A 24,719-nucleotide genomic window follows, 5' to 3' on the forward strand; every position below is an offset into this window, starting at 1 on the left:
CCACCCCAGTGCGGGGACAGAATTTGGCATCGTTGGCGAGATACGGACTTTACCGGTTAAGAAAACGTTGTCAGAGTTCGGAACCAGCCAACCCGCTCGTGCTCGTCCGTCCCCAGAACGGAGCTGACGCACATGAACCGCCGTACAGTCCTCGCCATGGCCTCGGGTGCCCTGCTGCTCTCTGCGTGCACCGGCACCGGAGGAAGCTCGAAGGGCGCCGAAGCCAAGGCGGCCGACGACCCGTCGAAGGTGAGCGGCACCATCACCGTCCTCACCCATCGCACCGACCTGGTGCAGGACGGGACGATGAAGAAGTACGCCGCCGAGTTCAACAAGACGTATCCCCAGGTGAAGGTCGAGTTCGACGCCATCACCGACTACGAGGGCGAAGTCAGGATCCGTATGAACACGGAGAACTACGGCGACGTCCTCATGATCCCCGCCGTGATCGAGAAGAAGGACTACCCCAGGTTCTTCGCCTCGCTGGGCACCCAGGCCGAGCGGAGCAAGACGTACCGCTTCACCGACTACACGACCGTGGACGGCAAGGTCTACGGCCAGAGTCCGCTCGGTGCCGTCCCCGGCTTCATCTACAACAAGAAGGTCTGGAGCGAGGCCGGGGTCACCGACTGGCCCACCAGACCGGCCGAGTTCCTCGACGACCTGAAGGCGATCAAGTCGAAGACCGACGCGATCCCTTACTACACCAACTTCAAGGACATGTGGCCGCTCACCCAGTGGACGGATGCCAACGGCTCGGTCAGCTGCGACGAGCAGGCCACTACCGGGCTCGCCGAGGGCGACCCGTGGGCCGAGGGCGCCGACCTGCGGACCGCCGACACGCTGCTGTACGACATCGTCCACGAGGGCCTCGTCGAGAAGGACCCGACGACCACCAACTGGGAGGCGTCCAAGCCCCGGATCGCGAAGGGCGAGATCGCCACGATGTGGCTCGGCTCCTGGGCGGTCATCCAGATGCAGGGCGCGGCGAAGCAGGCCGGCGCCGATCCGGACGACATCGGGTTCATGCCCTTCCCCGCCCAGAAGAACGGCACGTTCTGCGCGGTGGCGAAGCCCGACTACAACCAGGCCGTCAACATCCACTCCGAGCACAAGGAGGCGGCCCGCGCCTGGCTCGACTGGTTCACCGACAAGTCCGGCTACGCGGCGGACAACCTCGCGCTCTCTCCGCTCAGGTCCGCCCCGCTGCCCACGGTCATGAAGCCGTACGAGGAGGCGGGGGTCAAGATCCTCGACCTCGACGACACCAAGGGCGCCGTGGTGAAGTCCATCGACAACCAGTCCGAGATCGGCATTTACAAGCCCGACTACCGCCAGGACCTCGTCGACCTCGCCCGCGGCGCGACCAAGGGCGACCTGGACGACTTCCTGAACGACCTCGGCGAGAAGTGGACCCAGACCCAGCAGTCCCTGGGGTCCTGATGACGGACACGACCGAGAAGGCGGCCGTCCAGGCCCCCGCGGGGCCGGTCGGCGCCGCCCCCGAACCGGCCCCCGCTCCGCGCACAGCCCGTCTGTGGCGCGGGGCCACCCCCTGGCTCTTCCTGCTCGGCCCGCTCGCCCTGCTGATCGTCTTCACCTACGCGCCGATCGCCAACATGGTCGCGTACAGCTTCACCGACTGGGACGGCGTCAGCCCCGAGCTGCACTACACGGGCGCGGAGAACTACGCCGAACTGTTCACGCGCTCCGACCTGTTCGAGGTCTTCTGGGTCAGCGGCTACTACCTGGCCGCCTCCGTCTTCCAGATAGTCGCCGCCCTCTACTTCGCCACGATCCTGAGCTTCAACGTCCGCTTCCGGAACTTCTTCAAGGGCGTGCTGTTCTTCCCGTACCTGGTCAACGGGGTCGCGATCGGCTTCGTCTTCCTCTACTTCTTCCAGGACGGCGGCACCCTCGACTCGGTCCTCGGCCTCTTCGGCGTGGAGACGGACCGCGCCTGGCTCGGCACACCGGAGTCGGCGAACACCTCCCTCGCCGCCGTCTCCGTCTGGCGTTACCTGGGCCTGAACTTCGTCCTCTTCCTCGGCGCCATCCAGTCGATCCCGGGGGAGCTGTACGAGGCGGCCGAACTGGACGGCGCGAACCGCTGGCACCAGTTCCGCCACATCATCGCGCCGGGCATCAAGCCGGTCCTGAGCCTGACGGTGATCCTCTCGATCTCCGGTTCGCTCTCGGTCTTCGAGATCCCCTACATCATGACCGGCGGGGCGACCGGCACCGAGACCTTCGTGATCCAGACCGTGAAGCTGGCCTTCCAGTTCAACAAGACGGGGCTCGCCTCGGCGGCCGCGGTCGTGCTGCTGCTCATCGTCCTGGCCGTGACCTGGGTGCAGCGGCGCCTCGTCCCCGACGACAAGGTGGACCTCGCATGACGCGCAGCGCAGTGGCCCGCACGCTGGTGTACCTGTCCCTGATCGCCGCGACGGTGGTGGTCCTGCTCCCTCTGGCAGCCGTGGTCCTGACGTCCCTCAAGTCCGAGAAGGAGATGGCCGACGACAGTGGAGCACTGGCCCTCCCCGACGACCTGCTGAATTTCGGCAACTACGCGACGGCGTTCGAGGACGGCCGGATGCTCTCGGCCTTCGCCAACACGGCGATCATCCTCGTCTTCGCCATCGGCGGCACGGTCCTGATCGGCTCTATGACGGCGTACGCCATCGACCGCTTCACGTTCCGCTTCAAGAAGCTGGTGGTGGCCCTGTTCCTGGTCGCCGCGCTGGTCCCCGGCGTCACGACCCAGGTGGCGACCTTCCAGATCGTCAACAGCTTCGGCATGTTCGACAGCCTCTGGGCGCCGATCGTCCTCTACATGGGCACGGACATCGTCTCGATCTACATCTTCCTGCAGTTCGTCCGCTCCATCCCGACCTCCCTGGACGAGGCGGCCCGCCTGGACGGCGCACATGCCTTCACGATCTACCGAAGGATCATCTTCCCCCTGCTGAAGCCGGCGATCGCCACGGTGGTGATCGTCAAGGGCATCACCACCTACAACGACTTCTACATCCCGTTCCTCTACATGCCCTCGGAAGATCTTGGCGTGATCTCGACGTCCCTGTTCCGCTTCAAGGGCCCCTTCGGCGCCCACTGGGAAACGATCTCGGCAGGAGCGGTGCTGGTGATCCTGCCGACCTTGATCGTCTTCCTGCTGCTGCAACGGTTCATCTACAACGGTTTCATGCGAGGCGCGACCAGGTGAGAAGCCTTCTCCTACGGCGACTCGGCGGACAACGCGGCCACCAGCACCGGCGTGACCTGCTCGACCTGCCAAGGCCGAGCCCCATAACCGGCCAACACCTCCGCAACCGCCTCCGCGTCGACCACCTTCGGCGGCTCCCAGCAGACCCGCCGCACGGTATCCGGAGTGATCAGGTTCTCCTGAGGCATGTTGAGCTGCTCGGCGAGCGCGGAGACGGCGGCCCGAGCCGCAGAGAGCCGAGCCGCGGCGGCGGGGTCCTTGTCGGCCCACGCGCGCGGTGGCGGGGGCCCGGTCACCTGCTGCCCCGGCGCCGGCAACTGCGACTCGCTCAAGGCCTTCGCACGATCCACCGCAGCCTGCCACTGCTCCAGCTGCCGCCTGCCCATCCGATGCCCGAACCCATTGAGCGCGGCCAGCGCATGCACATTCGCCGGCAGGGCGAGCGAGGCCTCCACGATGGCCGCGTCGGACAGCACCTTGCCCGGCGACACGTCCCGCTTCTGGGCGATCCGGTCCCGTGTCTGCCACAGCTCCCGCACCACGCCCAGCTGCCGACGCCGCCGCACCTTGTGCATCCCGGACGTACGCCGCCAGGGATCCTTACGCGGCTCGGCGGGCGGCGCGGACGCGATCGCGTCGAACTCCTGCTGCGCCCACTCCAGCTTCCCCTGCCGGTCCAGCTCCTTCTCCAGAGCGTCACGCAGATCGACGAGGAGCTCGACGTCCAGCGCCGCGTACCGCAGCCAGGGCTCGGGCAGCGGCCGGGTCGACCAGTCGACGGCCGAGTGGCCCTTCTCCAGGACGAACCCGAGCACGCTCTCGACCATCGCGCCCAGGCCGACTCTGGGGAACCCGGCGAGCCGCCCGGCCAGCTCGGTGTCGAACAACCGGGTCGGCAGCATGCCTATCTCGCGCAGACAGGGCAGATCCTGGGTGGCGGCGTGCAGCACCCACTCCACGCCGGACAGCGCCTCGCCGAGCGCCGACAGATCGGGGCAGGCGACGGGATCGATCAGCGCGGATCCCGCGCCTTCGCGACGCAGCTGCACCAGATAGGCGCGCTGGCCGTAGCGGTAGCCGGACGCGCGTTCGGCGTCGACGGCGACGGGGCCGGAGCCTGCGGAGAAGGCGGCGATCACCTTGGCGAGCGCCGCCTCGTCGGCGATCACGGGCGGAATGCCCTCGCGGGGCTCCAGCAAAGGGATCGGCGCCTCCGTAACAGAAGATCCGCCGTCGTCCGGAGGGGCGCCTCCGGTGGTTCGCAGTGAACTGTCTGCTGCGGTCTCTTGGGCGTCGGTCACATGTCAAGGGTATCTGCAAGGGCTGGCGTCTGACCTGCGCGTTCTGGACACGTTGGCGCTGACCTGGGGAAACACGGTGCGTGGTGGCTCACGACATACCGGTGCTTCTCGGCCAGGGGTGTCCTCGGTGTGCCCTGCAGATCACCGAAATCCTCCGAAAGCAGCTCATCACCACCCCGAGGATCCCTGCCGGCCCGGTGGGGCGAGGCAGGGGACTCGGTCGGTCCGGGGCCGGGCGTCAGGCCGGGCTCCGGCCCTCCGCGGTGGGAGTGGCCGGGCGGAGGGTGGAGATGAAGGCCTGGAAGTCCGCGAGGACGTCCTGGAGCTGGCTCGTCCTCGCCGTCAGCGCGATCTCGATCTCGGCGCGCTCACCGCGTCGCTGCTCGTTCTCCAGCAGCAGGATGAACTGACTCTGCGCGAGCTCCATCGGCTGCCCGTTGACGGTGGCCTGGATGCGCAGGTTCTGCACGATCCCGGGGGCGTCGATGAGGCCCGGCGCCGGCGAGGTACCCACCTCGGTGCGCTTGACGATCTCGACGGCGCCGACGTTCTCGCGCAGCCCCCGCACCGACTCCTCGGCGAGGCCGTGCAGGCTCGACGAGCCATTGAGGGTGTGGCCGGTGACCGTGATGTTCGGCACGAAGCCCTGGCCCTTGGAGGCCATGTGCAGGGCGACGAAGGCGGCGTGCGGGGCGCCGACCTCCTCCGGGGGTGCCGACTGCCAGCCCTGCGGGAGCTCGATGTTGAGCGGGACCGGAAGTGTGCCCGGCATGGTGGATCAACTCCTTGCGATACGGGTTCCGACGGTACGGGAAGCGAGGGGGAAGGGGGCGGCAGGGGAGAGGGGACGGCGGGGAGCCTCCGGCGGGGTTCCCCGCAGCGGGTCAGTCGAACCAGTCCCCGATCGCGTCGACCGCGTCGCCGGCCGCGTCGGTGACCTTGCCCGGGTCGATCTCGATCTGGCCGCCGAGCTTGCCGCCGACGCCGAGACCGACGCCCAGGTCGCCGCCGATGACGATCTTGCCGTCCTTCATGCCGGCGTCGAAGTGGGCCTCGGCGCCGGCCCCGGCCCACGCCTCCGCCGTGCCACCGACGCCGACCCCGGCGACGGAGGCGTGTCCCTCCGCGGTGGCCTTGGCACCGGCGAAGGCCTCGCCGCCGACGTGGACGCCGTCCGTGCCGATGGAGCCCTTGACGCCGGCCTCGGCGCCCACGTACGCCTCGCCCTTGCCGGAGGCCTCGAAGTAACCGACCCCGTACTTGCCCTCGGCCGAGGCCTGGGCGAGGTAGGCCTTGCCGGATGCCTGGGCGGTGGCGTTCCCGTCCACGAGGCCCACCCCGGCGGAGGCATCGACGCCGAGGAGGCTGACACCGGCCTTGCCGGAGACCTCGCCGCCCGCGAACTCACCGCGGCCCTTGGCCTCGGCGCCCCACACCTTGGCGTCGGTGGTCACGGACGGGCCGGCCACGGTGATGCCTGGTCCCTTGCCCTCGCGCAGCGCTTCCCGCTCCGCCTGCGTCATGTTCTTGTGGTCGCCCCAGGCCCCGATGGTCCGTGGGTCGCGTGCCCGTTCCAACTCGAAGAGCTGCTTGGACGTAGCGCCTGTGTTGTCCTGCGCCGCTTCCGAGGCCCAGAAGAGCCAGTCGGGCGCGTTGTCGCCCTCACCGCCCTGCGCCTTGAACTTCGCGGCCGCCGCGTCGCCCTCCGACTGGACATGGGCGCGCGCTGAGGCGAGCAGCTGCTCGCCGCCGCTCTCGTCGCCCCCCTCGTACAGCCGGATGGCCTCTTCCGCCTGCCCCTGGGCCCAAGTGAGGGCTCTGGCGTAGTCCCGCAGTGCTCTTGCGGCCGCGCCGAGCGAGTCCGAGCCGCGGTACCACTTGTTCTTCTGGCCGGAGAAGTCCTCCCAGAAGGCGTCACTGGCCTGTCCGTGCCAGCTGGGAATACGGACGGAGCTGAGTTCGTCCCCGATGCTGTCGAGGGTCTTCGCATGGCCGTCGAGCTTGTCCGCGTCGCCTGTGAGCTTCGACGGGTTGCCCGGGATGAGTTCGCGCGGGTCCTGGGTGGAGCCGAGTTGTGCCGCCATTGCTTCCCCGTCAGTAGCTCGGGCCGGCGACCGCGGGCCCGGTGAAGTGGTTCTGGGACTCCCGCTCGGAGCGCTCGTAGGAGGCGGCGTTCTCGTCCAGCTTGGCGGCCGAGTTCTCCCCGTCCTCCTTCATCGGGCTCTTGATGGCCTCCATCCAGGTGGCCATCAGCTGCCCGAACTCCTTGGCCGCGTCTCCGTGGCCGAAGTCGCCGCCGGCGTCCCCGAGTTCATCGAGCTTCACCTTGTCGCTCCTGCCCACGGAGTCCTTGATCTTCTTGGCAGCCGACCGCAGTTCGGACGGCTCCACATCGAACTGGCCCATCCGCTCCCCCCTCTACGTCCGAGCGGGTGCGAACTCACGGCCGCACCCTGATTGTTGAGAACGTCGAAAGGGTCTCTCACAGACAAAGACGCAGCAAAACCGGCCCTTGTCCTCACCACGATTCCTACCGGGAAGCTTCATGGCGCGACCGCATCGCGCGCCTCGGGACGGCTGCCGTTACGGCGCCTGCGGAGGCCGGGCGGGTGACAGCACTCCCAAGTGGCCGACGGCGTCGACGAGATACTCAAGGGGCTCGTCGAACGTCTCACTGCTCAGCTTGGTCTGCGCACGCGAGGTGATCAGCTGGCCGTCGTGGAGGCGGAGCGGCATCTCCAAGGCCCGAGGGTCGGACGTGAGGAACTCCGCCAGGCCGCCGAGCACCACTGCCCGGGCACGCTCCTCGTCGCGGGAGACGATGTGGAAGTCGTCGTCGAGCTGCGGGATTCCCAGCTCCATGGCCCGTCCCCGCAAGAGGGTGTCGAACCAGCCGTCGCGGTAGACGCGCAGGTCCGGAACCTCCACGCCCAGGTTCAGGGCCCAGACGGAGTGGACGATGACCTGCGTCGTCTCCGAGTCGATGTCGCTGTTGTAATAGCGGTACTCGAAGGCGCGGAAGCCGAATCCGCGGTACGTGCCGCTGACGACGTTGTCCCCCATGACGCCGCTGGCCTTGACCGGGAGCGGCTCGGCCCCCTGGTACGCGTCGACGAGGCTCGGCACGCCCTCCTCGTAAGTCCACCCGCGGCTCTCGGCGAACGACCGCAGCCGCGCGTACGCCTCTTCGGCCTCACGCTTCTTGCGGGCCTTGCGCCGGTTGACCCACACGACGAGTGCCGTGAGGGCACAACACCACACCACAATCAGGACTGCTTCCGCTCCACTCATGGAGCCAGCATCCCCCGAGGCCCCTCTGCGCGCCCGCCCCCCCGGCGCTCCATCACAATCCGCACCTCGCTGTCACACATTTCCCCCGCGCCCGCCGGAACGGTCCAGCGGGCGCGGCCCGGTCCGGCTCAGGAGGCGGTCTCATCGACCTTGATGTCGTAGCGGATCGTGCTGTCCTCGACGGAGGTGACCTTGACGGTCACGCCGAAGCTGGTGCCGTCGGTCGCGGTGAGCTCGCAGCGCAACGAGGTGCCGACCTTGCCCACGAGGTCCTCGGGGCAGGTGACGTCCGGCTTCGGCTGCCCCGTCTGCGCGGCGAGCTTCTCGGCCACCGAGTTCGCCACCTCGTCCTTGGACAGCTTGGCCTCCGACGAGCAGCCCACCAGCAGCGCAGCGGCGGCTGCGGCGGCGAGGCCCCACGAGGCCAAGGAAGAGGAGGACTTGCGCATTACGGGCTCCGTTCGGGGCGGGAAGGCTGTGAGGGTCGGAAGGTGACGCTCGGCAGTGCGACTTCTACCAGCCCCGGTTGCCCGCCTGGTGGATCTTCACATCCTCCTGCTCCCGCCCGCGAGTGATCTTCACCTGCCTCCGTCCCGGGCGGGCCGTTCCGGGTGCCGTACATGGACAGCGCCCGCCGACGGAACGTTCCGTCGGCGGGCGCCTGAGGGTCGCAAACCAGTCAGCCAGGTGAAGGATCCGGTCCACGACAGAGGGGGGATGTGGGCGGGATCAGCGGCCGATCCCGTTCACGTCGGGGAATGATCAAGGGTCAGTGGGTGATCAAGTGCAGTGGGTGATTAGGGGCAGTGGGCGATGAGGGGTCAGTGGATGATTCCCGTCCGCAGGGCCACGGCGACCATGCCGGCGCGGTCACCGGTGCCGAGCTTGCGGGCGATGCGGGCGAGGTGGCTCTTGACGGTCAGTGCGGACAGGCCCATCGAGACGCCGATCGCCTTGTTCGACTGGCCCTCCGCCACCAGCCGCAGCACCTCGACCTCGCGACCGGACAGCTCGCGGTAGCCGCCCGGGTGGCTCGGGGCACCCGGGTGGCGACGGTGCATACGGGCGGCGGCAGCGCCGATGGGAGCGGCACCGGGCCGGGTGGGGAGCCCGACGTTGGTGCGGGTGCCGGTGACGACGTAACCCTTCACGCCACCGGCGAGGGCGTTGCGCACGGCGCCGATGTCGTCGGCGGCGGACAGGGCGAGGCCGTTCGGCCAGCCCGCGGCGCGGGTCTCCGACAGGAGGGTGAGGCCGGAGCCGTCGGGCAGGTGGACGTCGGCGACACAGATGTCGCGGGGGTTGCCGATGCGGGGACGAGCCTCCGCGATGGACGAGGCCTCGATGACATCGCGCACACCGAGCGCCCAGAGGTGGCGGGTGACGGTGGAGCGGACGCGGGGATCGGCCACGACCACCATGGCGGTCGGCTTGTTCGGGCGGTAGGCGACCAGGCTTGCGGGCTGCTCGAGGAGAACGGACACCAGGCCTCCTGGGTGCGGGGACGGCTTTCAAGGTCACAGTCGTCTTCGGCACCAAACCTCTGGCCCTTTAGGGAAAGATCACGATTTAGTGAGTAACAATCGGGGCAATTCGGACGCGTGGTCGATCGTTCGGCGAGTAAAACGGTTCGATCATGGACTGATTCCTGACCGAAAGTGGCCGTATCGACAAAGTGACGGTCAAGCGAGTGGCCGTCGCGTGACGAACGGTTACCGGGACTGCGGGTCGCGGCGCTGCGGCAGCGTCACCACCGAGGCGTCGCCCGGACCCGCCGGGGGCAGACCCGCGACCTGGGCCAGCAGATCGCACCAGGACGCCAGATGGGCCGCGGTGTCCGGGACGCCGCCCAGGCCCTCGCGCGGGGTCCAGGAGGCGCGGATCTCGATCTGCGAGGCCGCCGGGCGCTCCGCCAGGCCGCCGAAGTAGTGGGAGCTCGCCCGCGTGACGGTGCCGCTCGGCTCGCCGTACGACAGCCCGCGCGCCTGGAGCGCACCGGTCAGCCAGGACCAGCACACGTCGGGCAGCAGCGGATCGACGGCCATCTCCGGCTCCAGCTCCGCGCGCACCAGGGTCACCAGCCGGAAGGAGCCCCGCCAGGCGTCGTGGCCCGCCGGGTCGTGCAACAGCACCAGCCGGCCGTCGGCCAGGTCCTGGTCGCCGTCGACGACGGCGGCCTCCAGCGCGTACGCGTACGGAGCGAGCCGCTGGGGCGCCTTGGTCTGCTCGACCTCGATCTGCGGCCGCAACCGACTGCCGCGCAGCGCGTCGACCGCCGCACGGAACGCCGGCGGAGCCGTATTCTTCGCGTTGCGGTCCGCCTCCCCGGTGTCCTTCGCGTCGTCCATCCCGCCAGTACCGTCCGACAGTCGTTCCTGAGCCGCAGCCATGCCGGGAAGATTAAGGGGAACGGGGGCTTCGTGCAGGGAGAGACACCCGGACAACACGTCAACCCCGGCGCCGGGCCCGATGCGGCCGTGCGAGACTTGCCCCCGTGAGTGCCAACCAGACGCCGCCGTCCGCCACGTACGACTCCGCTTTCCTCAAGGCGTGCAGGCGCGAACCCGTGCCGCACACGCCGGTGTGGTTCATGCGGCAGGCCGGGCGCTCCCTGCCGGAGTACCGCAAGGTGCGCGAGGGCATCCCGATGCTCGAGTCCTGCATGCGGCCCGAGCTGGTCACCGAGATCACCCTCCAGCCCGTGCGCAGGCACAACGTGGACGCGGCGATCTACTTCAGCGACATCGTCGTGCCCCTCAAGGCGATCGGTATCGACCTCGACATCAAGCCCGGCGTCGGCCCGGTCGTCGAGCGCCCGATCCGCACCCGCGCCGACCTGGCACAGCTGCGGGACCTGACCCCCGAGGACGTCTCGTACGTCACCGAGGCCATCGGTCTGCTCACCCGCGAGCTCGGCACCACCCCGCTCATCGGATTCGCCGGCGCGCCTTTCACCCTCGCGAGTTACCTCGTCGAGGGCGGTCCGTCCCGCACGTACGAGAACTCCAAGGCGATGATGTACGGCGACCCGGAGCTCTGGGCCGACCTGCTCGACCGCCTCGCCGACATCACGGCCGCCTTCCTCAAGGTGCAGATCGAGGCCGGCGCCTCCGCGGTCCAGCTCTTCGACTCCTGGGTCGGCTCCCTCGCGCCCGCCGACTACCGCCGCTCGGTGATGCCCGCCTCGGCGAAGGTCTTCCGGGCGGTCGAGGGCTACGGCGTCCCGCGCATCCACTTCGGCGTCGGCACCGGCGAGCTCCTGAAGCTCATGGGCGAGGCCGGCGCGGACGTCGTCGGCGTCGACTGGCGCGTCCCGCTCGACGAGGCCGCCCGCCGCGTGGGCCCGGGCAAGGCGCTCCAGGGCAACCTCGACCCGACCATCCTGTTCACCACCCCCGAGGCGGTCGAGGCCAAGACCCGCGAGGTCCTCGACGCGGCGGCGGGCCTGGAGGGCCACGTCTTCAACCTCGGCCACGGCGTCATGCCGTCCACCGACCCGGACGCGCTGACCCGGCTCGTCGAGTACGTCCACACCCGGACGGCACGGTAGCGGCGCTCACCACGTGTGGGGCCGCGCCCGCCTGCCGAACAGCAGGCCGCCCGGCTCCGGTGGCGGCGGTGTTCCCGGCTTGAGCGGCCAGGCGAGCGCCATCCCGGCCAGGAAGCCCACGATGTGCGCCGCGTACGCCACGGTGCCCGCGTCGGAGACACCCTCGCCGTTCGAGTACACCGCCTGCAGCACGAACCAGAAGCCCAGCACCAGCCAGGCCGGCAATCGCAGCGGCAGGAAGACCAGGAACGGGACGAGGACCCACACCCTGGCCTTCGGATACAGCACGAGATAGGCGCCGAGTACGCCCGCGATCGCCCCGGAGGCGCCGATCAGCGGGTCGGCCGAGTCGTCGTTGAGGAACGCGAAGCCGTACGACGCCGCGTAGCCGCAGACGACGTAGAAGAGGAAGTACCGCACGTGGCCCATGCGGTCCTCGATGTTGTTGCCGAAGATCAGCAGGAAGAGCATGTTGCCCAGCAGGTGCAGCCAACCGCCGTGCAGGAACAGGGCGGTGAACACCGACAGCGCCGGGGACTTGTCGTAGTCCGGCGGGCCGACCACACACCCCGGGTGCCCCTGCGGGCCCACGGCGACATCGCCCGTGGGGACCACGCCCGGCAGCTGATCGTGGATCAACTCCCTTGGTACCGCCGCGTAGTGGTCCAGGAACGCGTGCAGATGACACAGCTGGGACAGGCTGCTCTCACCGGCCACGGAGCCGGCGGTGCCGGGCGTGGACAGGAAGACGAGGACGTTCGCGGCGATCAGTGCGTATGTCACCCAGGGGGTGCGGCGCACCGGGTTCACGTCATGGACGGGGATGACCACGAGGGTCTTCTGCCCGGGATACGTCCGGCGAACCGGTGAACGCCGTCGTTCGGGCGCGCGTATCTGTTCTCAACCGCCCGTGGCACGGGGAAGGCGGGTCGCGGGGTCTACGTGAGGAACAGGCGATGAACGACCGAGTTACTCCACCCATGCACGCGTTGCCGGACGGGGAGGCCGAGCTCTCCGTGGTGGTGCGGCTGCCGTGGGAAGACGTGGCCCGGCTGGGTCAGGAGGCGGGGCGGCTCGCTGCGCAGATGCAGCGGCCGGTGACGTTGGACGAGGCCGTCAGTCATCGGTTGCGCTCCGCGCGGGGGGCCGCGCATGCGAAGCCGGCGGGAGAGCAGCCGGCTGCGGCCGCCGCGATGCCGCCGAGTGTGAGTGCGTCGGTGTCTTCGCTGCCCTCGCGGCCGCCGGCTGAGCAGGCTCGGCAGGCGATTGAGAGGATCAACGGATCCGCCTAGGCGCCGCGGGGGTGTGGGTGATTCGGCGGGTGCGGGGTGCGTTGTGGCTGGTCGCGCCCACACGGCGGTAGCCGCACATCGATACAGCCCCGCGCCCCTTAGGTGGGCTGCTGTACCGCTTTTGCCGCCTTGCGGGCCGCCACCAGCACCGGGTCCCACACCGGTGAGAACGGGGGTGCGTAACCCAGGTCCAGGGACACCATCTGCTCCACCGTCATCCCCGCCGTCAGTGCCACCGCCGCGATGTCGACCCTCTTGCCCGCGCCCTCCCGCCCGACGATCTGTACGCCCAGCAGGCGGCCGGTGCGGCGTTCGGCGAGCATCTTGACCGTCATGGCGGAGGCGTTCGGGTAGTAGCCCGCGCGGCTCGTCGACTCGATCGTGGCCGTGACGTACTTCAGGCCCGCCCTGCGGGCGTCCTTCTCGCGCAGGCCCGTGCGGGCGATCTCCAGGTCGCAGACCTTGCTGACGGCGGTGCCGACGACGCCGGGGAAGGTGGCGTAGCCGCCGGCGGCGTTCGTGCCGATCACCTGGCCGTGTTTGTTGGCGTGGGTGCCGAGGGCGATGTGGCGTTCCTGGCCGGAGACGAGGTCGAGGACCTCCACGCAGTCGCCGCCCGCCCAGATGTTCTCGTGGCCGCGTACCCGCATGGCCAGGTCGGTGAGCAGGCCGCCGTGGCTGCCGAGGGGGAGGCCGGCGGCCCGCGCGAGGGTCGTTTCCGGGCGGACGCCGATGCCCAGGACGACCACGTCCGCCGGGTGTTCGGCGTCCTCCGTGGCCACGGCCCGGACCCGGCCGTCCTCGCCGGTGAGGATCTTGGTGACCTCGGCGTCGTTGACCATGGTGATGCCGAGGCCCTCCATGGCCTCGTGGACCAGACGGCCCATGTCCGCATCGAGCGTCGACATGGGCTCGCTGCCACGGTTGACGACCGTCACCTCGTAGCCGCGGTTGATGAGCGCCTCGGCCATCTCGACGCCGATGTAGCCGGCGCCGACCACCACCGCGCGGCGGCCACGCGTGCGTGTCAGCGTGTCGATGAGGGCCTGGCCGTCGTCGAGGGTCTGCACGCCGTGTACGCCGGGGGCGTCGGCGCCGGGCATGTCGGGGCGGATCGGGCGGGCGCCGGTCGCGATCACGAGCTTGTCGTACGACGTCCAGTACTCGTCGCCGGAATCGACGTCACGCGCGCGTACCCGGCCGCCGGCCACGTCGATCTCCGTGACCTCCGTCCGCATGCGCAGGTCGATGTCCCGCGCGCGGTGCTCCTCGGCCGTACGGGCGATCAGCTGGTCGCGGTCGTCGACGTCGCCGCCCACCCAGTACGGGATGCCGCAGGCCGAGAAGGAGGTGAAGTGGCCGCGTTCGAACGCCACGATCTCCAGCTCCCCGGCGCTCCTGAGGCGGCGGGCCTGCGACGCCGCGGACATCCCCGCGGCGTCCCCGCCGATCACGACCAGCCGCTCCCGCGGACCCGACACTTCCCTCGCAGCGCTCATGTTCATGCGAACACGCTACGAGCGCCGGGCATTTCAGTCGCCCTCGCCGCTCTGTTCGTCGCCCGCGCGCGCGGGCCGGGGTGCCGGGCGGGCCGTCGGCAGCGGACCCAGCGCGGTCGTCACGGGCGCGGGCTCCGGGCGGCGCGGCAGCCGGGGCCGCAGGACCTTCAGCCACAGCAGCACGATCAGCGCCGCCACCGCGGCGAAGGGCAGCACGGCGCCGATCGCGACCGCCAGCCAGCGCAGCATCGTCACGAACGCGTCCCAGCCGCCCGCGAGGGCGTCCAGGAAGCCGGGGTCCTCGTCCTTCGCGACCTTCTTCACCGGCGTCTCCGACAGGGAGAGCGTGATGGTGGCCAGGCTGGTGCGGTCCTTCAGGGACGCCTGCTGGGCCAGCAGCGCCTCCAGGTCGGCCTGGCGGGAGCTCAGCTCGCCCTCCAGCGTGACCACGTCGCTGAGCTTGGTCGCCTGGTCCATCAGCTCACGGATCCGGGCGACACTGGCCCGCTGCGTCTTGATGCGGCTCTCCACGTCCACGACCTGGTCGGTGACGTCCTGCGCCTTGGCGCTGCGTTCGACCAGCTTGCCCGCGCCCTCCAGTTCCGTGAGCACCTCGGCGTACCGGTCGACGGGCACACGCAGGACGACGCGGGTGTGCTCATGGCCCTCCTCGTCGCGGGTGGTGGTCTCGTTGCCGACGTAGCCGCCCGCGTTCTCGGTGGTGGCGCGGGCCTCGTCGAGGGCCTTCGGTACGTCCTTGACCTGCACGGTCAGGGAGGCGGTGCGGATGATGTGGCTCGCGGTGGCCTTGGGCGGCGCGGTCGCCCTGTCGGCGTCGGAGCCGCTGCCCGGGGCGCCCTCCTTCGAGCCCGCCTGTGAGTCCGCCTGCCCGGCCTGTGCCCCGGCGGCCTTGCTGTCGCCGCCCGATCCCGAGTCGCCCGAGGCGCTGCAGCCGGTGAGCGCGAGGGCCGCGGCCAGCAGGAGGCCGACCAGGGCCTGAACCGGCCGCGCGGATCGTGCGGGACCTGCGGAATCCACGGATCGTGCGGAACGTGCGGAACGTCGTGTGCGCATGTGGGCGTACCCCCCGGGGGTCGTCGTAACGACTGACGCTTCTTCGACGCCGGGGTCCGGTGGAACGTTGGCGGTGCTCGGTCCCGATGCGGTCACGGTCAGGACTCGTGAAGGACACCGGGGCGCGGAGGGACTGTCAGTGGGGTCTGAGAGGCTGTGGACATGCGCGAAGTGGAGACTCGTACGGGCAGGGGCCGGGTGGTCGTCATCGGTGGCGGGATCGCGGGGCTCGCCGCGGCCCACCGGCTGCTGGACGCCGGACGGCGGGTGACCGTCCTGGAGGCGTCGGACCGGGTCGGCGGCAAGCTGCTGCCGGGCCGGATCGCGGGCGTGCGGGTGGACTTCGGCGCCGAGTCGATGCTGGCCCGCCGTCCCGAGGCCGTCGCCCTCGCCCGCGAGGTGGGCCTCGACGAGCGCCTCCAGCCGCCCGCCGTCGCGACCGCCTCGATCTGGACCCGCGGTGCCCTGCGCCCCATGCCCGAGGGGCATGTGATGGGCGTCCCCGGCACCGCGTCCGCCCTCTCCGGTGTCCTGTCCGACGAGGGCCTGGCCCGCATCGAGCGCGACGCCGACCTGCCCCGCACCGAGGTCGGGGACGACGTGGCGGTCGGTGAGTATGTGGCGGCCCGTCTCGGCCGGGAGGTCGTCGACCGCCTGGTCGAGCCCCTGCTGGGCGGTGTGTACGCGGGCGACGCGTACCGCATCTCGATGCGCTCGGCGGTCCCGCAGCTCTACCAGGCCGCGCGCACGCACGACTCCCTCACCGAGGCGGTCCGCGAGATCCAGGCCAAGGCCGCGGCCAACCAGCAGACCGGGCCGGTGTTCATGGGCATCGAGGGCGGCGTGGGTCAACTCCCGCTCGCCGTCGCGGAGTCGGTGCGCGCGCGGGGCGGCGAGATCGTGACCGGGGCGCCGGTGGCGGAGCTGAGCCGCGAGGAGCCCGCCGGGTGGCGTGTCGTCGCCGGTGACCGTGTGCTGCGTGCCGACGCGGTCGTCGTCGCCGTACCCGCCCCGGCCGCCGCGACCCTCCTGCGCGCCGAGGCCCCCGAAGCCGCCACCGAGCTGGACGGCATCGAGTACGCCTCGATGGCCCTGGTGACCCTCGCCTACCGCCGCGCCGACACCGACCTGCCCGCCGGCAGCGGCTTCCTCGTGCCGCCGGTGGACGGGCGCACCATCAAGGCGTCCACGTTCGCCTCCCAGAAGTGGGGCTGGATCGCCGACGAGGACCCGGATGTGGTGGTGCTGCGCACCTCCGTCGGGCGCTACGGCGAGACGGAGATCCTTCAGCGCGACGACGACCAGCTCGTGGACGTCTCCCGACGGGACCTCCGGGCGGCGACCGGCCTCGACGCCACCCCGCTGGAAACCCGCGTCACCCGCTGGACCGACGGCCTGCCCCAGTACCCGGTCGGCCACCACGCGCGCGTGGCCCGCATCCGCGAGCACGTCGCCAAGGTGCCGGGCCTCGCCGTGTGCGGCGCGCAGTACGACGGCGTGGGCATCCCGGCGTGCATCGCGAGCGCGTACGCGGCCGTGGACCAGCTGGAAGGCGATCTGCGCGGTGTGGAGGAGCTCACCGCCAACCCGGTGCAGAGTCTGCACGGCGGAGCGGGAGAATAAGGGACATGAGTGACGACGCCCCCACCACCGAGTCCGGCAGGAGCCCGAACAAGGGCAAGCTGGCCAAGGACCTCAACGAGGTCATCCGCTACACCCTCTGGTCCGTCTTCAAGCTGAAGGACGTGCTCCCCGAGGACCGCGCCGGCTACGCCGACGAGGTCCAGGAGCTGTTCGACCAGCTCGCCGCCAAGGACGTGACGATCCGCGGCACGTACGACGTGTCCGGGCTGCGCGCCGACGCCGATCTCATGATCTGGTGGCACGCCGAGACCAGCGACCAGCTGCAGGAGGCGTACAACCTCTTCCGCCGCACCAAGCTGGGCCGCGCCCTGGAGCCGGTCTGGTCGAACATGGCGCTGCACCGCCCCGCCGAGTTCAACCGCTCGCACATCCCGGCGTTCCTCGCCGACGAGACGCCGCGCAACTACGTCAGCGTCTACCCCTTCGTGCGTTCCTACGACTGGTACCTGCTGCCCGACGAGGACCGCCGCCGCATGCTCGCCGACCACGGCAAGATGGCCCGCGGCTACCCGGACGTCCGCGCCAACACGGTCGCCTCCTTCTCGCTGGGCGACTACGAGTGGCTCCTGGCCTTCGAGGCCGACGAGCTGTACCGCATCGTCGACCTCATGCGCCACCTGCGGGCTTCCGAGGCCCGGATGCACGTCCGTGAAGAGGTCCCCTTCTTCACGGGGCGCCGCAAGTCCGTGGCCGAACTGGTCGCCGGGCTCGCCTGATCGGACGCGGTGACTGCGGGTCGGCCTGGGGGGCCGGCCCGCCGCGCAGCGGCAATCAAATGCCGCGTCCCCCGGAAGATGCAGCACCGGGCGCCGCAAGTCTCCGTGGCCGAGCTGGTGCCGGGCTCGCCTGATCAGTGGGGGAGCCGGGTGGTCGCGGCCTCCTGGGGCCGGCCGCCCGGCTTCGTCGCGCCCGCCCGGTCGCCCAGCTTCTTCTTCGCCTGGTTCTCGCCCGGGCGCTCCGGCTTCGGCTCGGGGTGCCCCTCGCACGCCGCGCGCCGGGCCGGGAGGCGGCCCTCCAGCAGATACGCGTCGACGTGCCCGTTGACGCAGGCGTTCGGGCCGTAGGCGATGCCGTGCGTGCCGGCGTCCCGTTCGGTCACCAGGACCGAGCCCGCCAGCCGCCGGTGCATCTCCAGCGCCCCGTCGTACGGCGTGGCGGCGTCCCGCTCGGCGGCGAGGATCAGCGTCGGCGGCAGCTCACCCTGTCCGGTCCGCACATCGAGGGGCTTCTGCCGGGGCGCCTGCCAGTAGGCGCACGGCAGGTTCATCCACGCGTTGTCCCAGGTCTCGAACGGCGCCACGCGCGCGAGCCGGGTGTTGTCCCGGTCCCAGACCGCCCAGTCCGTCGGCCAGGGCGCGTCGTTGCACTCCACGGCCGTGTAGACCGCGCTGGAGTTCTCCTGCTCGGCCGCCGCCTCCGTGTCCGGCGCGGCCAGCTCGACCAGTGCCTTCGGGTCGCCCTTCAGATACTCCGACAGCGCCTTCGCGCGCGACGGCCAGTAGTCGTCGTAGTAACCGGCCTGCAGATACGCCTCCTGCAGCTGCCCCGGCCCGACCTTTCCGTCCGCCGGCTCCTCGGCCAGCCGCGCCCGCACCTTCTCGTAGCTGAGCAGCACGTCCTCCGGCGTGTCACCGAGCCCGTACACGTCGTCGTGCTGGGCGACCCACTCCCGGAAGTCCTCCCACCGCCCCTCGAACGCGGCCGACTGGGCGAGGTTATTGCGGTACCAGACCTGCGAGGGGTCGGGGTTGACCGCGGAGTCGAACACCATCCGTCGTACGTGCGAGGGGAAGAGCGTCGCGTACAGCGCGCCGAAGTAGGTGCCGTACGACGCTCCCATGAACGTCAGCTTCGACTCGCCCAGCGCGGCCCGCAGGACGTCCAGGTCGCGGGCGTTGTTGAGGGAGTTGTAGTGCCGCAGCGCGCTGCCCGTGCGCTCGGCGCAGCCGCGTGCGTAGGCCTTCGCCCGGGCGATGCGCTCCTTCTTGTACTCCTCCGAGGGGTGCGTCGGCGCCGGCGCCGGGCCCTGGACGAACTTCTTGGGGTCCTGGCAGGACAGCGGCGCGGAAGGCGCCACTCCGCGCGGGGCGTAGCCGACGAGGTCGTACGCGGCCGCCAGCCGCTTCCACTCGGGCAGCATGCCGATCAGCGGGAAGTGCAGTCCGGAGGCGCCCGGCCCGCCCGGGTTGTAGACCAGGGAGCCCTGCCGCGGCACCCGGCGCTTGCTGTTGTTCGGGTCCTTGTGGGTGGCGAGCGCCCGGCTGACGGCGAGCTTGATCTGCTTGCCGTCGGGACGCGTGTAGTCGAGCGGGACGGACACCGTGCCGCACTGCATCTTGCCCGGCAGGCCCCGCTCCTTGGCACAGTCGCCGAAGGTGATGCCGGCCGCCTTGGCGCGCGCGGCGGCCACGGTGGCGCCGTGCTGCTCGGCCGTGCCCGGGGCGGCCCCGGTGCTGCCGGCCGGGGCGGCGGAGAGGGTCGTCAGGAGCAGAGCCCCCGCGGCCGAATAGAGGGCGGCAGCTCTCATTGCGTATCCCTTCGCAGCACGGCAGCAACAAAAGGGATATTTCGTTCGTCTGTTGATGAAGGCAAGCACCATCCCGCCGGTGTCGCCTCATTGCCCCCTATGCGTCACCGGCGGCCGGTCGGGCGGGCGTCCCTCCGGCCCGGGTGGTTGTTCAGGACTGGCCGGGATTCTCGGGTGGGCGGCTGGTGGCCGCGGGCGGCAGGGCGTAACTCGGCGTCGGCGGCGGGGCCATCGGGACGGCCGGAGCCGGGTCGGCGGTCGGGCCGGGCGGCCCGGGGGGCGGGGTCAGCGGAGGGGTGCTGTCGGCGACCATGTCGCGGGCCAGGCTGTCGAAGTCGACGTAACCCGTGGCCTCCAGGACCGTGATGTGGTCCAGCACCGTGGTGTTGGCGTCGTCGGCGAGCTTGCGGACGAGCGAGTTGCGCGTACTGGCCCGCACCTGGGCGACGACGGAGAACACCTTGCCGTGCGCCAGCCGCAGGATGTTGGCGAACCGGCTGTCGTACTCGACGCCCTGGGCCCCGCTCAGGGTCGCCAGCCACTCCTGCTGCTGCTCGGTCGGCTCGTTGGGCAGCGCGAGACTGAGCTTGGCGGCGACGTCGCGCACCCGCTCGTCGAGGAACGTGTGCCCCTCGACGAGGTGCTGCCCCGCGGTCCGTACGGCCGGAGTGGTGCCCTTCTGCTGCGCCTGCTGACCGGCGGGCAGCTCCCAGAGCCCCGCCAGCCGGACCTTCGTGATGAAGTCCCGGTCGAGCGCGGACAGCGGCCCGTACCCGGTCGAGACGGTCTCGGCGTTGAGCGTGTCCAGACCGGTCCCGGACCGGTCGGCGTACGACCAGATCGGGAAGATCATCGCCAGCAGCGTCATCGTCAGGCCGGTGATGATGATCCCGGTGCCGCTGAAGATGCCTCGGCTGTTGATGGGCGGTCGCGGTCGCATGGTGCCTCCTGTTGCGGCACCGCACGTTAGTGCGCTTCGGGGGTGGGATTGGCATATTACTTCGGGGCACATCGGGGTCTACGCCAACTGCCGTACAGGAGCTAATGGTTGCAACGGGGGTGGATACGGGCGAACGGGGGAGTAGGGGTCGGTGTCGTACGGAAGCAAAGGGGGAGGAAAGCGGCGAGTCGCCCGTGCTGCGGGCCGGGGTGTTAACCCCGGCACACTCGGTCGGTCAGCGCCGCAGCAGCACCCGGCGCGTGGCCCGGGCCAGCCGCACTCCCGGCCGCCGCGAGTGCGGCCTCGGTCCCGACCGCTCCAGCCACCACTCCCGCAACTCCGCCCGCGCCCGCGCGTCTTCGAGCCGCCCCTCGGCCAGCAGATACCCGGCGAAGTCCAGCGCGTCGCGCCGATAGCCGTCGGTCATCGGGTGCCCGTGGCCGTACGCGAGGAAGGCCCGTCGGTACCCGTCCCCGAGGATCACCGGCAACTCGGGCGCGACCTTCGCCACGACGTCCGCCCGCTTCCCGGCGAGCGCCCGCGCCTGCACCCCGAGCCGCACCCGGTCGAACCCCTCCGGCACGGGCGTCCCGGCGACGAGCGCGGACAGCAGGGCGGCCTGCGCGAGGGCGAGGCGCTGACGGGCGGGGTCGAGTTCCCCGACCCGAGCGGCACCCTTCTCGGGCACCACTTCCCGCGAGGCATCCTCGGCAGTCGCCCCCGTCCCGGCTGCCCGCCGCTCGGCCGCCCCCTTTTCCAGCGCCCCGCGAATCGCCCCCAACTCCCGCTCCAGCTCAGCCGGTTCCGGAAAGTTCTCGTCCCTCTCCAGCAGCACGCCCGGCGGGGACACGCGGGACGCGAGGTCGGTCAGGACATCCAGGACCGGCTGCGGGACGGGGTGGGCGTGGCTGTCGTGCCAGACGCCGTCCCGTTCGAAGCCGCCCGCGACATGGACGTACGCGATGGCCTCCAGCGGCAGCTCGGCGAGCGCCTTGGCCGGGTCCTCGCCCCGGTTGACGTGGTTGGTGTGCAGGTTGGCCACGTCGATCAGCAGCCGCACCCCCGTGCGGTCGGCGAGCTCGTACAGGAACTGGCCCTCGGTCATCTCCTCGCCCGGCCAGGAGATCAGCGCGGCGATGTTCTCCACGGCGAGCGGCACGGGCAGCGCGTCCTGGGCGATACGGATGTTCTCGCACAGCACGTCGAGGGCGTCCCGGGTGCGGGGGACCGGCAGGAGATGCCCCGCCTCCAGCCGCGGGGACGCCGTCAGCGCGCCGCCCGCCCGTACGAACGCGATGTGCTCGGTGACCAGCGGCGACCCCAGCGCCGCCACCCGCTCGGCGAGCGCGGTCAGCCGCCCGGCGTCGGGCCGCTCCGCTCCGCCGAGGCCGAGCGAGACGCCGTGCGGGATCACCGTCACCCCGCGCTCCCGCAGCCGTACCAGGGACTCGGGGAGATGGCCGGGGCAGACGTTCTCGGCGACGGCCTCGACCCAGTCGATGCCCGGCATGCGCTCCACCGCGTCCGCGATCTCCGGACGCCATCCGATGCCCGTACCCAGTCGCTCCATCGTCCCCTCCTCGGCCTCTTCCGTACCCGCAGTCCCGTCTCCTCGGACGTGTCGGTGTGTGACGGGGGTATGGCCCCGCGGGTCTCGCCCGAACCCCGCGGGGGACACCTTCAGAGCAACATTTGAGGTTGGGACCCACGCCCCGCACCCACGCCCCGACCCACGCCCTGCTCACCGCCCCGCACACCGCGAACGGCCCCTGCACGGTCGTACGCGCGGGACAACGGGGATGTTCAAAGGCCGGAAGGCCTACCGCAGCGCCGGGTGATCGGCGACGACCGTGCACGAGCCGGGCGCGATCTCCGTGAACCCCGCGTCCCGCACCACCGGCAGCCCGCCCGTCGTCAGCTCGCGCCAGCGCCGCGGCTCCGCGCCGCGCACGGACAGCGGGAACCCCGCGTCGCGCCAGGCAGCCCGCTCCTCGTCCGACAGCTCCCACCAGGCGAGCTGCGCCGCGTGCCCGGTCTGCGCCATGGCCTTGCCGGCCGACATGTCGAGCTCGGGGTTCAGCCAGAGCACGGGCGCCGACGGATCGGCGTCCACGGGCGGCTCCGGATCGTCGAGATCCGTACCGGACACCTGGAGCTTCGCCAGCTCCTTGGGCCACCCGTCCAACGGCACGGGCGGGAAGACGCGCACCTCGGCCGACTTGCCGGTGACGGTGATGCCCGGCAGCCCTTCCGCCCGCCGCCACTCGGCACCGCGGGCCCGCCGCACCACCTTGCGGATACGGGCGTCCTGCCAGTCCCGCATCACCCGCGCCCACTCGCCCTCGCCGGCCGACCGCTCGTCGCTGAGGATCACCAGCACGGCTCGGGCGGCGGTCTCCAGCGCGTCGGTGCGGGCCGGGGGCGCGCTCTTCTCGATGCGGACGACCAGGGGCAGCACGAACTGCGGTGCCTGGTCGCGTGCGCCGGTCTGGGAGCGGAAAGGACTGTCGGTCGCGGGCGTGGGATGACTGTTCACGTCCTCAAGTGTGCCAACCCCGCGAGATGATGATCCGCATGCAACGCGATCTTCGTCTGGACAACGTGGGCCGCCGCTACGGCCTGCGCGGCCCCTGGGTGTTACGCGGCGTCGACCTCACCGTGACCCCCGGCAACCTCATCCGCGTCGAAGGCCCCAACGGCACCGGCAAGTCCACCCTCCTGCGCCTCCTGGCAGGCATAGACGCCCCGACCGAGGGCCGTATCACCGGCCGCCCCCGCACGGCCTACGTTCCCGAACGCTTCCCGACGGCACTCCCCTTCACCGCCGTCGGCTACCTCACCCATCTCGGCAAGGTGCACGGCCTCTCCCGCCCCGCGGCCGCCCGGGCCGCCCTGGAATGGCTCGACCGCTTCGGTGCCGCCGCGTACGCCCGCACGCCGATGGCTCAGCTGTCGAAGGGCAGCAGCCAGAAGGTCGCCGTCGTGCAGGCCCTCCTCGCCGAACCGGAGCTGCTCGTCCTGGACGAGGCGTGGACCGGCCTCGACGCCGCCGCCCGCGAGGAGTTGGAGCGGGCCGTCGCCGAACGCACCGCGGCCGGCACCGCCGTGGTCTTCGTGGACCACGACCCGGGCCGCCTGGCGGGGGCGCCCGACGCGACGTACACCGTGCGCGACGCGGGCCTCGACCTCCGTACGGAACAGCCGGCCGCGGACCCCACCGGCCCGCACGTGAGCGTCGTCGTCCAGGGTCCACGTGGCGCGCACCTCCCGACCGACGCGACCCGCACGGTCATATCCGCCGAGGAACCCGACCCCGGCACCCACCGCCTCACCCTCCCCGCGTCCCACTCGGACATCCTCCTGCGCGCCCTCCTGACGGCCCGCCCGCCCTGGCACGTGGTGAGCGTGAGCCAGGAGAGCGCGAGCCAGGACCCGCCCGCCACGGAGCCGACCCCCGACACCGAGAGCCGCCGATGACTGCCCTCCTCAGCTACCAGGCCGCCCTCCTGGTCCGCTCGCAGCGCTGGCTGCCGCCCTTCATCCTGTACGCCGCCTTCCTCGGCATCGGCGTGCAGGGCGGCCAGCCGGTCCTCGACTCGCTCGGCTACACGGCCGCAGCCCTGCTGCCCGTCACCGCCTGGCTGGTGCGGATCTGCGTCACCAATGAGCCGCCCGCCGCCCGCAGCTGTGTCTCCGCGGCGGTCGGGCCGGGGCGGGCACACCTCGCCGCGCTGCTGGTGGCGCTGAGCGCCGCGGCGGCCATGGGCGTGGTCGCGACCCTCGCCGTGACGCTCATCAGCGACCCGGTGAGCGCGGATCACCAGACGCGCGTACCCCGGCTTCCGGCGGGCGCGGCCGGGCTGCTCGCCACGCTGGCCTGCGCCCTGCTCGGCACGGCCGTCGGCGCCCTCACCACCTGGCCGCTGCTGCGCTCGACCGGCCGCGCGGTCCCCACGATGCTGCTCGCGGCGCTGCTGGCCGTGGTGGTGACCGGCTCCCCGGCCCAGGCGGCCGTCAGCGGCCTGGTCACCGGCTCCCGCTCGGGCACCGTCCCCCTGCCCCTGCTGCCCCTGGCGGCCGCGGCCCTGCTCACGGCGGCGGCGACCGCGGCGGCCTGCGCGCTCACCTCCCGCAGATCACCCTGAACAGGCAGATCACCCCGAACAGGCCATCACCCCGAACAGGCCGTGCGCTGCGCCTCCTGCCACTCGCAGACCGGGCAGAGCGTGATCCCCTTGTACGACTCCGGATACTCCGTCGGCTCCCGGCACAGCACACACTCCGCGTACGGCGGCCCGTCGGCCTTGGGCGGCCTGGCCGCGTTGATCAGGCAGTAGTCGGTCGTGGGCTGGTCCTCGCTCATACGTCCAGCGTACGA

The 24,719-nt window shown here is 71.1% G+C and carries 25 protein-coding genes; 9 read left to right on the plus strand and 16 right to left on the minus strand.

Going from position 1 to position 24,719, the window contains the following annotated elements:
- The first annotated feature begins 132 nt into the window (after nt 1-132).
- Genes ABIE67_RS35380 through ABIE67_RS35390 form a run of 3 tightly spaced genes read left to right on the plus strand, consistent with a single transcriptional unit; the run spans nt 133 to nt 3,223 of the window.
- Nucleotides 133-1,443: an ABC transporter substrate-binding protein gene (locus ABIE67_RS35380; protein ID WP_370265555.1), complete on the plus strand. Its 1,311-nt coding sequence runs from the start codon at nt 133-135 to the stop codon at nt 1,441-1,443.
- Nucleotides 1,443-2,396 carry a carbohydrate ABC transporter permease gene (locus ABIE67_RS35385; protein WP_370265557.1) on the plus strand — a complete coding sequence of 318 codons (954 nt, stop codon included), beginning with the start codon at nt 1,443-1,445 and terminating at the stop codon, nt 2,394-2,396. Before ABIE67_RS35380 ends, ABIE67_RS35385 begins: the two co-directional genes overlap by 1 nt.
- Entirely contained in the window at nt 2,393-3,223 is an 831-nt protein-coding gene (locus tag ABIE67_RS35390; RefSeq protein WP_370265558.1) for a carbohydrate ABC transporter permease, read from the plus strand. Before ABIE67_RS35385 ends, ABIE67_RS35390 begins: the two co-directional genes overlap by 4 nt.
- Before the next feature lie 11 nt (nt 3,224-3,234).
- Here the strand turns inward: ABIE67_RS35390 and ABIE67_RS35395 are convergent, their stop codons facing one another.
- The 8 genes from ABIE67_RS35395 to ABIE67_RS35430 all read right to left on the minus strand — a co-directional run bounded on the left by ABIE67_RS35395 (nt 3,235) and on the right by ABIE67_RS35430 (nt 10,205).
- Nucleotides 3,235-4,524, minus strand: a complete 1,290-nt coding sequence (locus ABIE67_RS35395; protein WP_370265560.1) for an HRDC domain-containing protein — start codon at nt 4,522-4,524, stop codon at nt 3,235-3,237.
- 238 nt (nt 4,525-4,762) lie between these two features.
- A complete protein-coding gene (locus tag ABIE67_RS35400; RefSeq protein ID WP_370265562.1) occupies nt 4,763-5,296 on the minus strand; it encodes a hypothetical protein in 534 nt (177 codons plus the stop codon).
- A 112-nt stretch (nt 5,297-5,408) separates the two neighbouring features.
- Nucleotides 5,409-6,608, minus strand: a complete 1,200-nt coding sequence (locus ABIE67_RS35405) for a putative T7SS-secreted protein (RefSeq protein WP_370265564.1) — start codon at nt 6,606-6,608, stop codon at nt 5,409-5,411.
- A 10-nt stretch (nt 6,609-6,618) separates the two neighbouring features.
- The gene (locus tag ABIE67_RS35410; protein WP_370265566.1) at nt 6,619-6,930 is read right to left on the minus strand and encodes a WXG100 family type VII secretion target; all 312 of its coding nucleotides are present in this window, start codon (nt 6,928-6,930) and stop codon (nt 6,619-6,621) included.
- A 177-nt stretch (nt 6,931-7,107) separates the two neighbouring features.
- Nucleotides 7,108-7,815, minus strand: coding sequence for a hypothetical protein (locus ABIE67_RS35415; protein ID WP_370265568.1), 708 nt, complete (start codon nt 7,813-7,815; stop codon nt 7,108-7,110).
- A gap of 128 nt (nt 7,816-7,943) precedes the next feature.
- On the minus strand, nt 7,944-8,264 hold the full coding sequence (locus ABIE67_RS35420) for a DUF4333 domain-containing protein (RefSeq protein ID WP_370265569.1): 321 nt from the start codon (nt 8,262-8,264) through the stop codon (nt 7,944-7,946).
- A gap of 372 nt (nt 8,265-8,636) precedes the next feature.
- Complete coding sequence (locus tag ABIE67_RS35425; protein ID WP_003997051.1) at nt 8,637-9,299, minus strand: response regulator transcription factor; 663 nt, start codon at nt 9,297-9,299, stop codon at nt 8,637-8,639.
- Nucleotides 9,300-9,527: 228 nt separating this feature from the next.
- Nucleotides 9,528-10,205: a DUF3000 domain-containing protein gene (locus tag ABIE67_RS35430; RefSeq protein WP_370265572.1), complete on the minus strand. Its 678-nt coding sequence runs from the start codon at nt 10,203-10,205 to the stop codon at nt 9,528-9,530.
- Between the two features lie 104 nt (nt 10,206-10,309).
- Here ABIE67_RS35430 and hemE point away from each other — a divergent pair, with 104 nt between their 5' ends.
- Nucleotides 10,310-11,365 (plus strand): uroporphyrinogen decarboxylase, encoded by a 1,056-nt coding sequence (hemE, locus tag ABIE67_RS35435; RefSeq protein ID WP_370265574.1) that lies wholly within the window; start codon nt 10,310-10,312, stop codon nt 11,363-11,365.
- A 6-nt stretch (nt 11,366-11,371) separates the two neighbouring features.
- Here the strand turns inward: hemE and ABIE67_RS35440 are convergent, their stop codons facing one another.
- The gene (locus ABIE67_RS35440; RefSeq protein WP_370265575.1) at nt 11,372-12,196 is read right to left on the minus strand and encodes a rhomboid family intramembrane serine protease; all 825 of its coding nucleotides are present in this window, start codon (nt 12,194-12,196) and stop codon (nt 11,372-11,374) included.
- 125 nt (nt 12,197-12,321) lie between these two features.
- On the opposite strand from ABIE67_RS35440, the gene ABIE67_RS35445 reads away from it, so the two are divergent.
- Nucleotides 12,322-12,657, plus strand: a complete 336-nt coding sequence (locus ABIE67_RS35445) for a hypothetical protein (protein WP_370265577.1) — start codon at nt 12,322-12,324, stop codon at nt 12,655-12,657.
- 98 nt (nt 12,658-12,755) lie between these two features.
- Here ABIE67_RS35445 and ABIE67_RS35450 read toward each other — a convergent pair whose 3' ends face one another.
- Both ABIE67_RS35450 and ABIE67_RS35455 read right to left on the minus strand, forming a co-directional pair.
- On the minus strand, nt 12,756-14,162 hold the full coding sequence (locus ABIE67_RS35450; protein ID WP_370265578.1) for an FAD-dependent oxidoreductase: 1,407 nt from the start codon (nt 14,160-14,162) through the stop codon (nt 12,756-12,758).
- 27 nt (nt 14,163-14,189) lie between these two features.
- The gene (locus tag ABIE67_RS35455) at nt 14,190-15,230 is read right to left on the minus strand and encodes a DUF4349 domain-containing protein (RefSeq protein ID WP_370265580.1); all 1,041 of its coding nucleotides are present in this window, start codon (nt 15,228-15,230) and stop codon (nt 14,190-14,192) included.
- Between the two features lie 162 nt (nt 15,231-15,392).
- On the opposite strand from ABIE67_RS35455, the gene hemG reads away from it, so the two are divergent.
- Complete coding sequence (gene hemG / locus ABIE67_RS35460) at nt 15,393-16,853, plus strand: protoporphyrinogen oxidase (protein ID WP_370265581.1); 1,461 nt, start codon at nt 15,393-15,395, stop codon at nt 16,851-16,853.
- A gap of 5 nt (nt 16,854-16,858) precedes the next feature.
- Nucleotides 16,859-17,590 (plus strand): hydrogen peroxide-dependent heme synthase, encoded by a 732-nt coding sequence (gene hemQ, locus ABIE67_RS35465; RefSeq protein WP_370265583.1) that lies wholly within the window; start codon nt 16,859-16,861, stop codon nt 17,588-17,590.
- A gap of 134 nt (nt 17,591-17,724) precedes the next feature.
- On the opposite strand, the gene ABIE67_RS35470 is transcribed toward hemQ, so the two are convergent.
- The 4 genes from ABIE67_RS35470 to ABIE67_RS35485 all read right to left on the minus strand — a co-directional run bounded on the left by ABIE67_RS35470 (nt 17,725) and on the right by ABIE67_RS35485 (nt 22,877).
- Nucleotides 17,725-19,401 (minus strand): alpha/beta hydrolase, encoded by a 1,677-nt coding sequence (locus ABIE67_RS35470; protein ID WP_370265585.1) that lies wholly within the window; start codon nt 19,399-19,401, stop codon nt 17,725-17,727.
- Nucleotides 19,402-19,552: 151 nt separating this feature from the next.
- Entirely contained in the window at nt 19,553-20,341 is a 789-nt protein-coding gene (locus tag ABIE67_RS35475) for a DUF4142 domain-containing protein (RefSeq protein WP_370265587.1), read from the minus strand.
- Between the two features lie 235 nt (nt 20,342-20,576).
- Nucleotides 20,577-21,911 (minus strand): DUF692 domain-containing protein, encoded by a 1,335-nt coding sequence (locus ABIE67_RS35480; RefSeq protein ID WP_370265589.1) that lies wholly within the window; start codon nt 21,909-21,911, stop codon nt 20,577-20,579.
- A gap of 249 nt (nt 21,912-22,160) precedes the next feature.
- The gene (locus tag ABIE67_RS35485; RefSeq protein WP_370265591.1) at nt 22,161-22,877 is read right to left on the minus strand and encodes an aminoacyl-tRNA hydrolase; all 717 of its coding nucleotides are present in this window, start codon (nt 22,875-22,877) and stop codon (nt 22,161-22,163) included.
- A 38-nt stretch (nt 22,878-22,915) separates the two neighbouring features.
- Between ABIE67_RS35485 and ABIE67_RS35490 the strand changes: the two genes are divergently transcribed.
- Both ABIE67_RS35490 and ABIE67_RS35495 read left to right on the plus strand, forming a co-directional pair.
- Nucleotides 22,916-23,818, plus strand: coding sequence for an ATP-binding cassette domain-containing protein (locus ABIE67_RS35490; RefSeq protein WP_370265593.1), 903 nt, complete (start codon nt 22,916-22,918; stop codon nt 23,816-23,818).
- Complete coding sequence (locus ABIE67_RS35495) at nt 23,815-24,486, plus strand: ABC transporter (protein ID WP_370265595.1); 672 nt, start codon at nt 23,815-23,817, stop codon at nt 24,484-24,486. The genes ABIE67_RS35490 and ABIE67_RS35495 overlap by 4 nt, the downstream gene beginning before the upstream one ends.
- Before the next feature lie 26 nt (nt 24,487-24,512).
- Here the strand turns inward: ABIE67_RS35495 and ABIE67_RS35500 are convergent, their stop codons facing one another.
- Entirely contained in the window at nt 24,513-24,704 is a 192-nt protein-coding gene (locus ABIE67_RS35500) for a hypothetical protein (RefSeq protein WP_370265598.1), read from the minus strand.
- Between the last annotated feature and the right edge of the window lie 15 nt (nt 24,705-24,719).

Source organism: Streptomyces sp. V4I8, from assembly GCF_041261225.1.
In the GTDB taxonomy this organism is placed as follows: Bacteria; Actinomycetota; Actinomycetes; order Streptomycetales; family Streptomycetaceae; genus Streptomyces.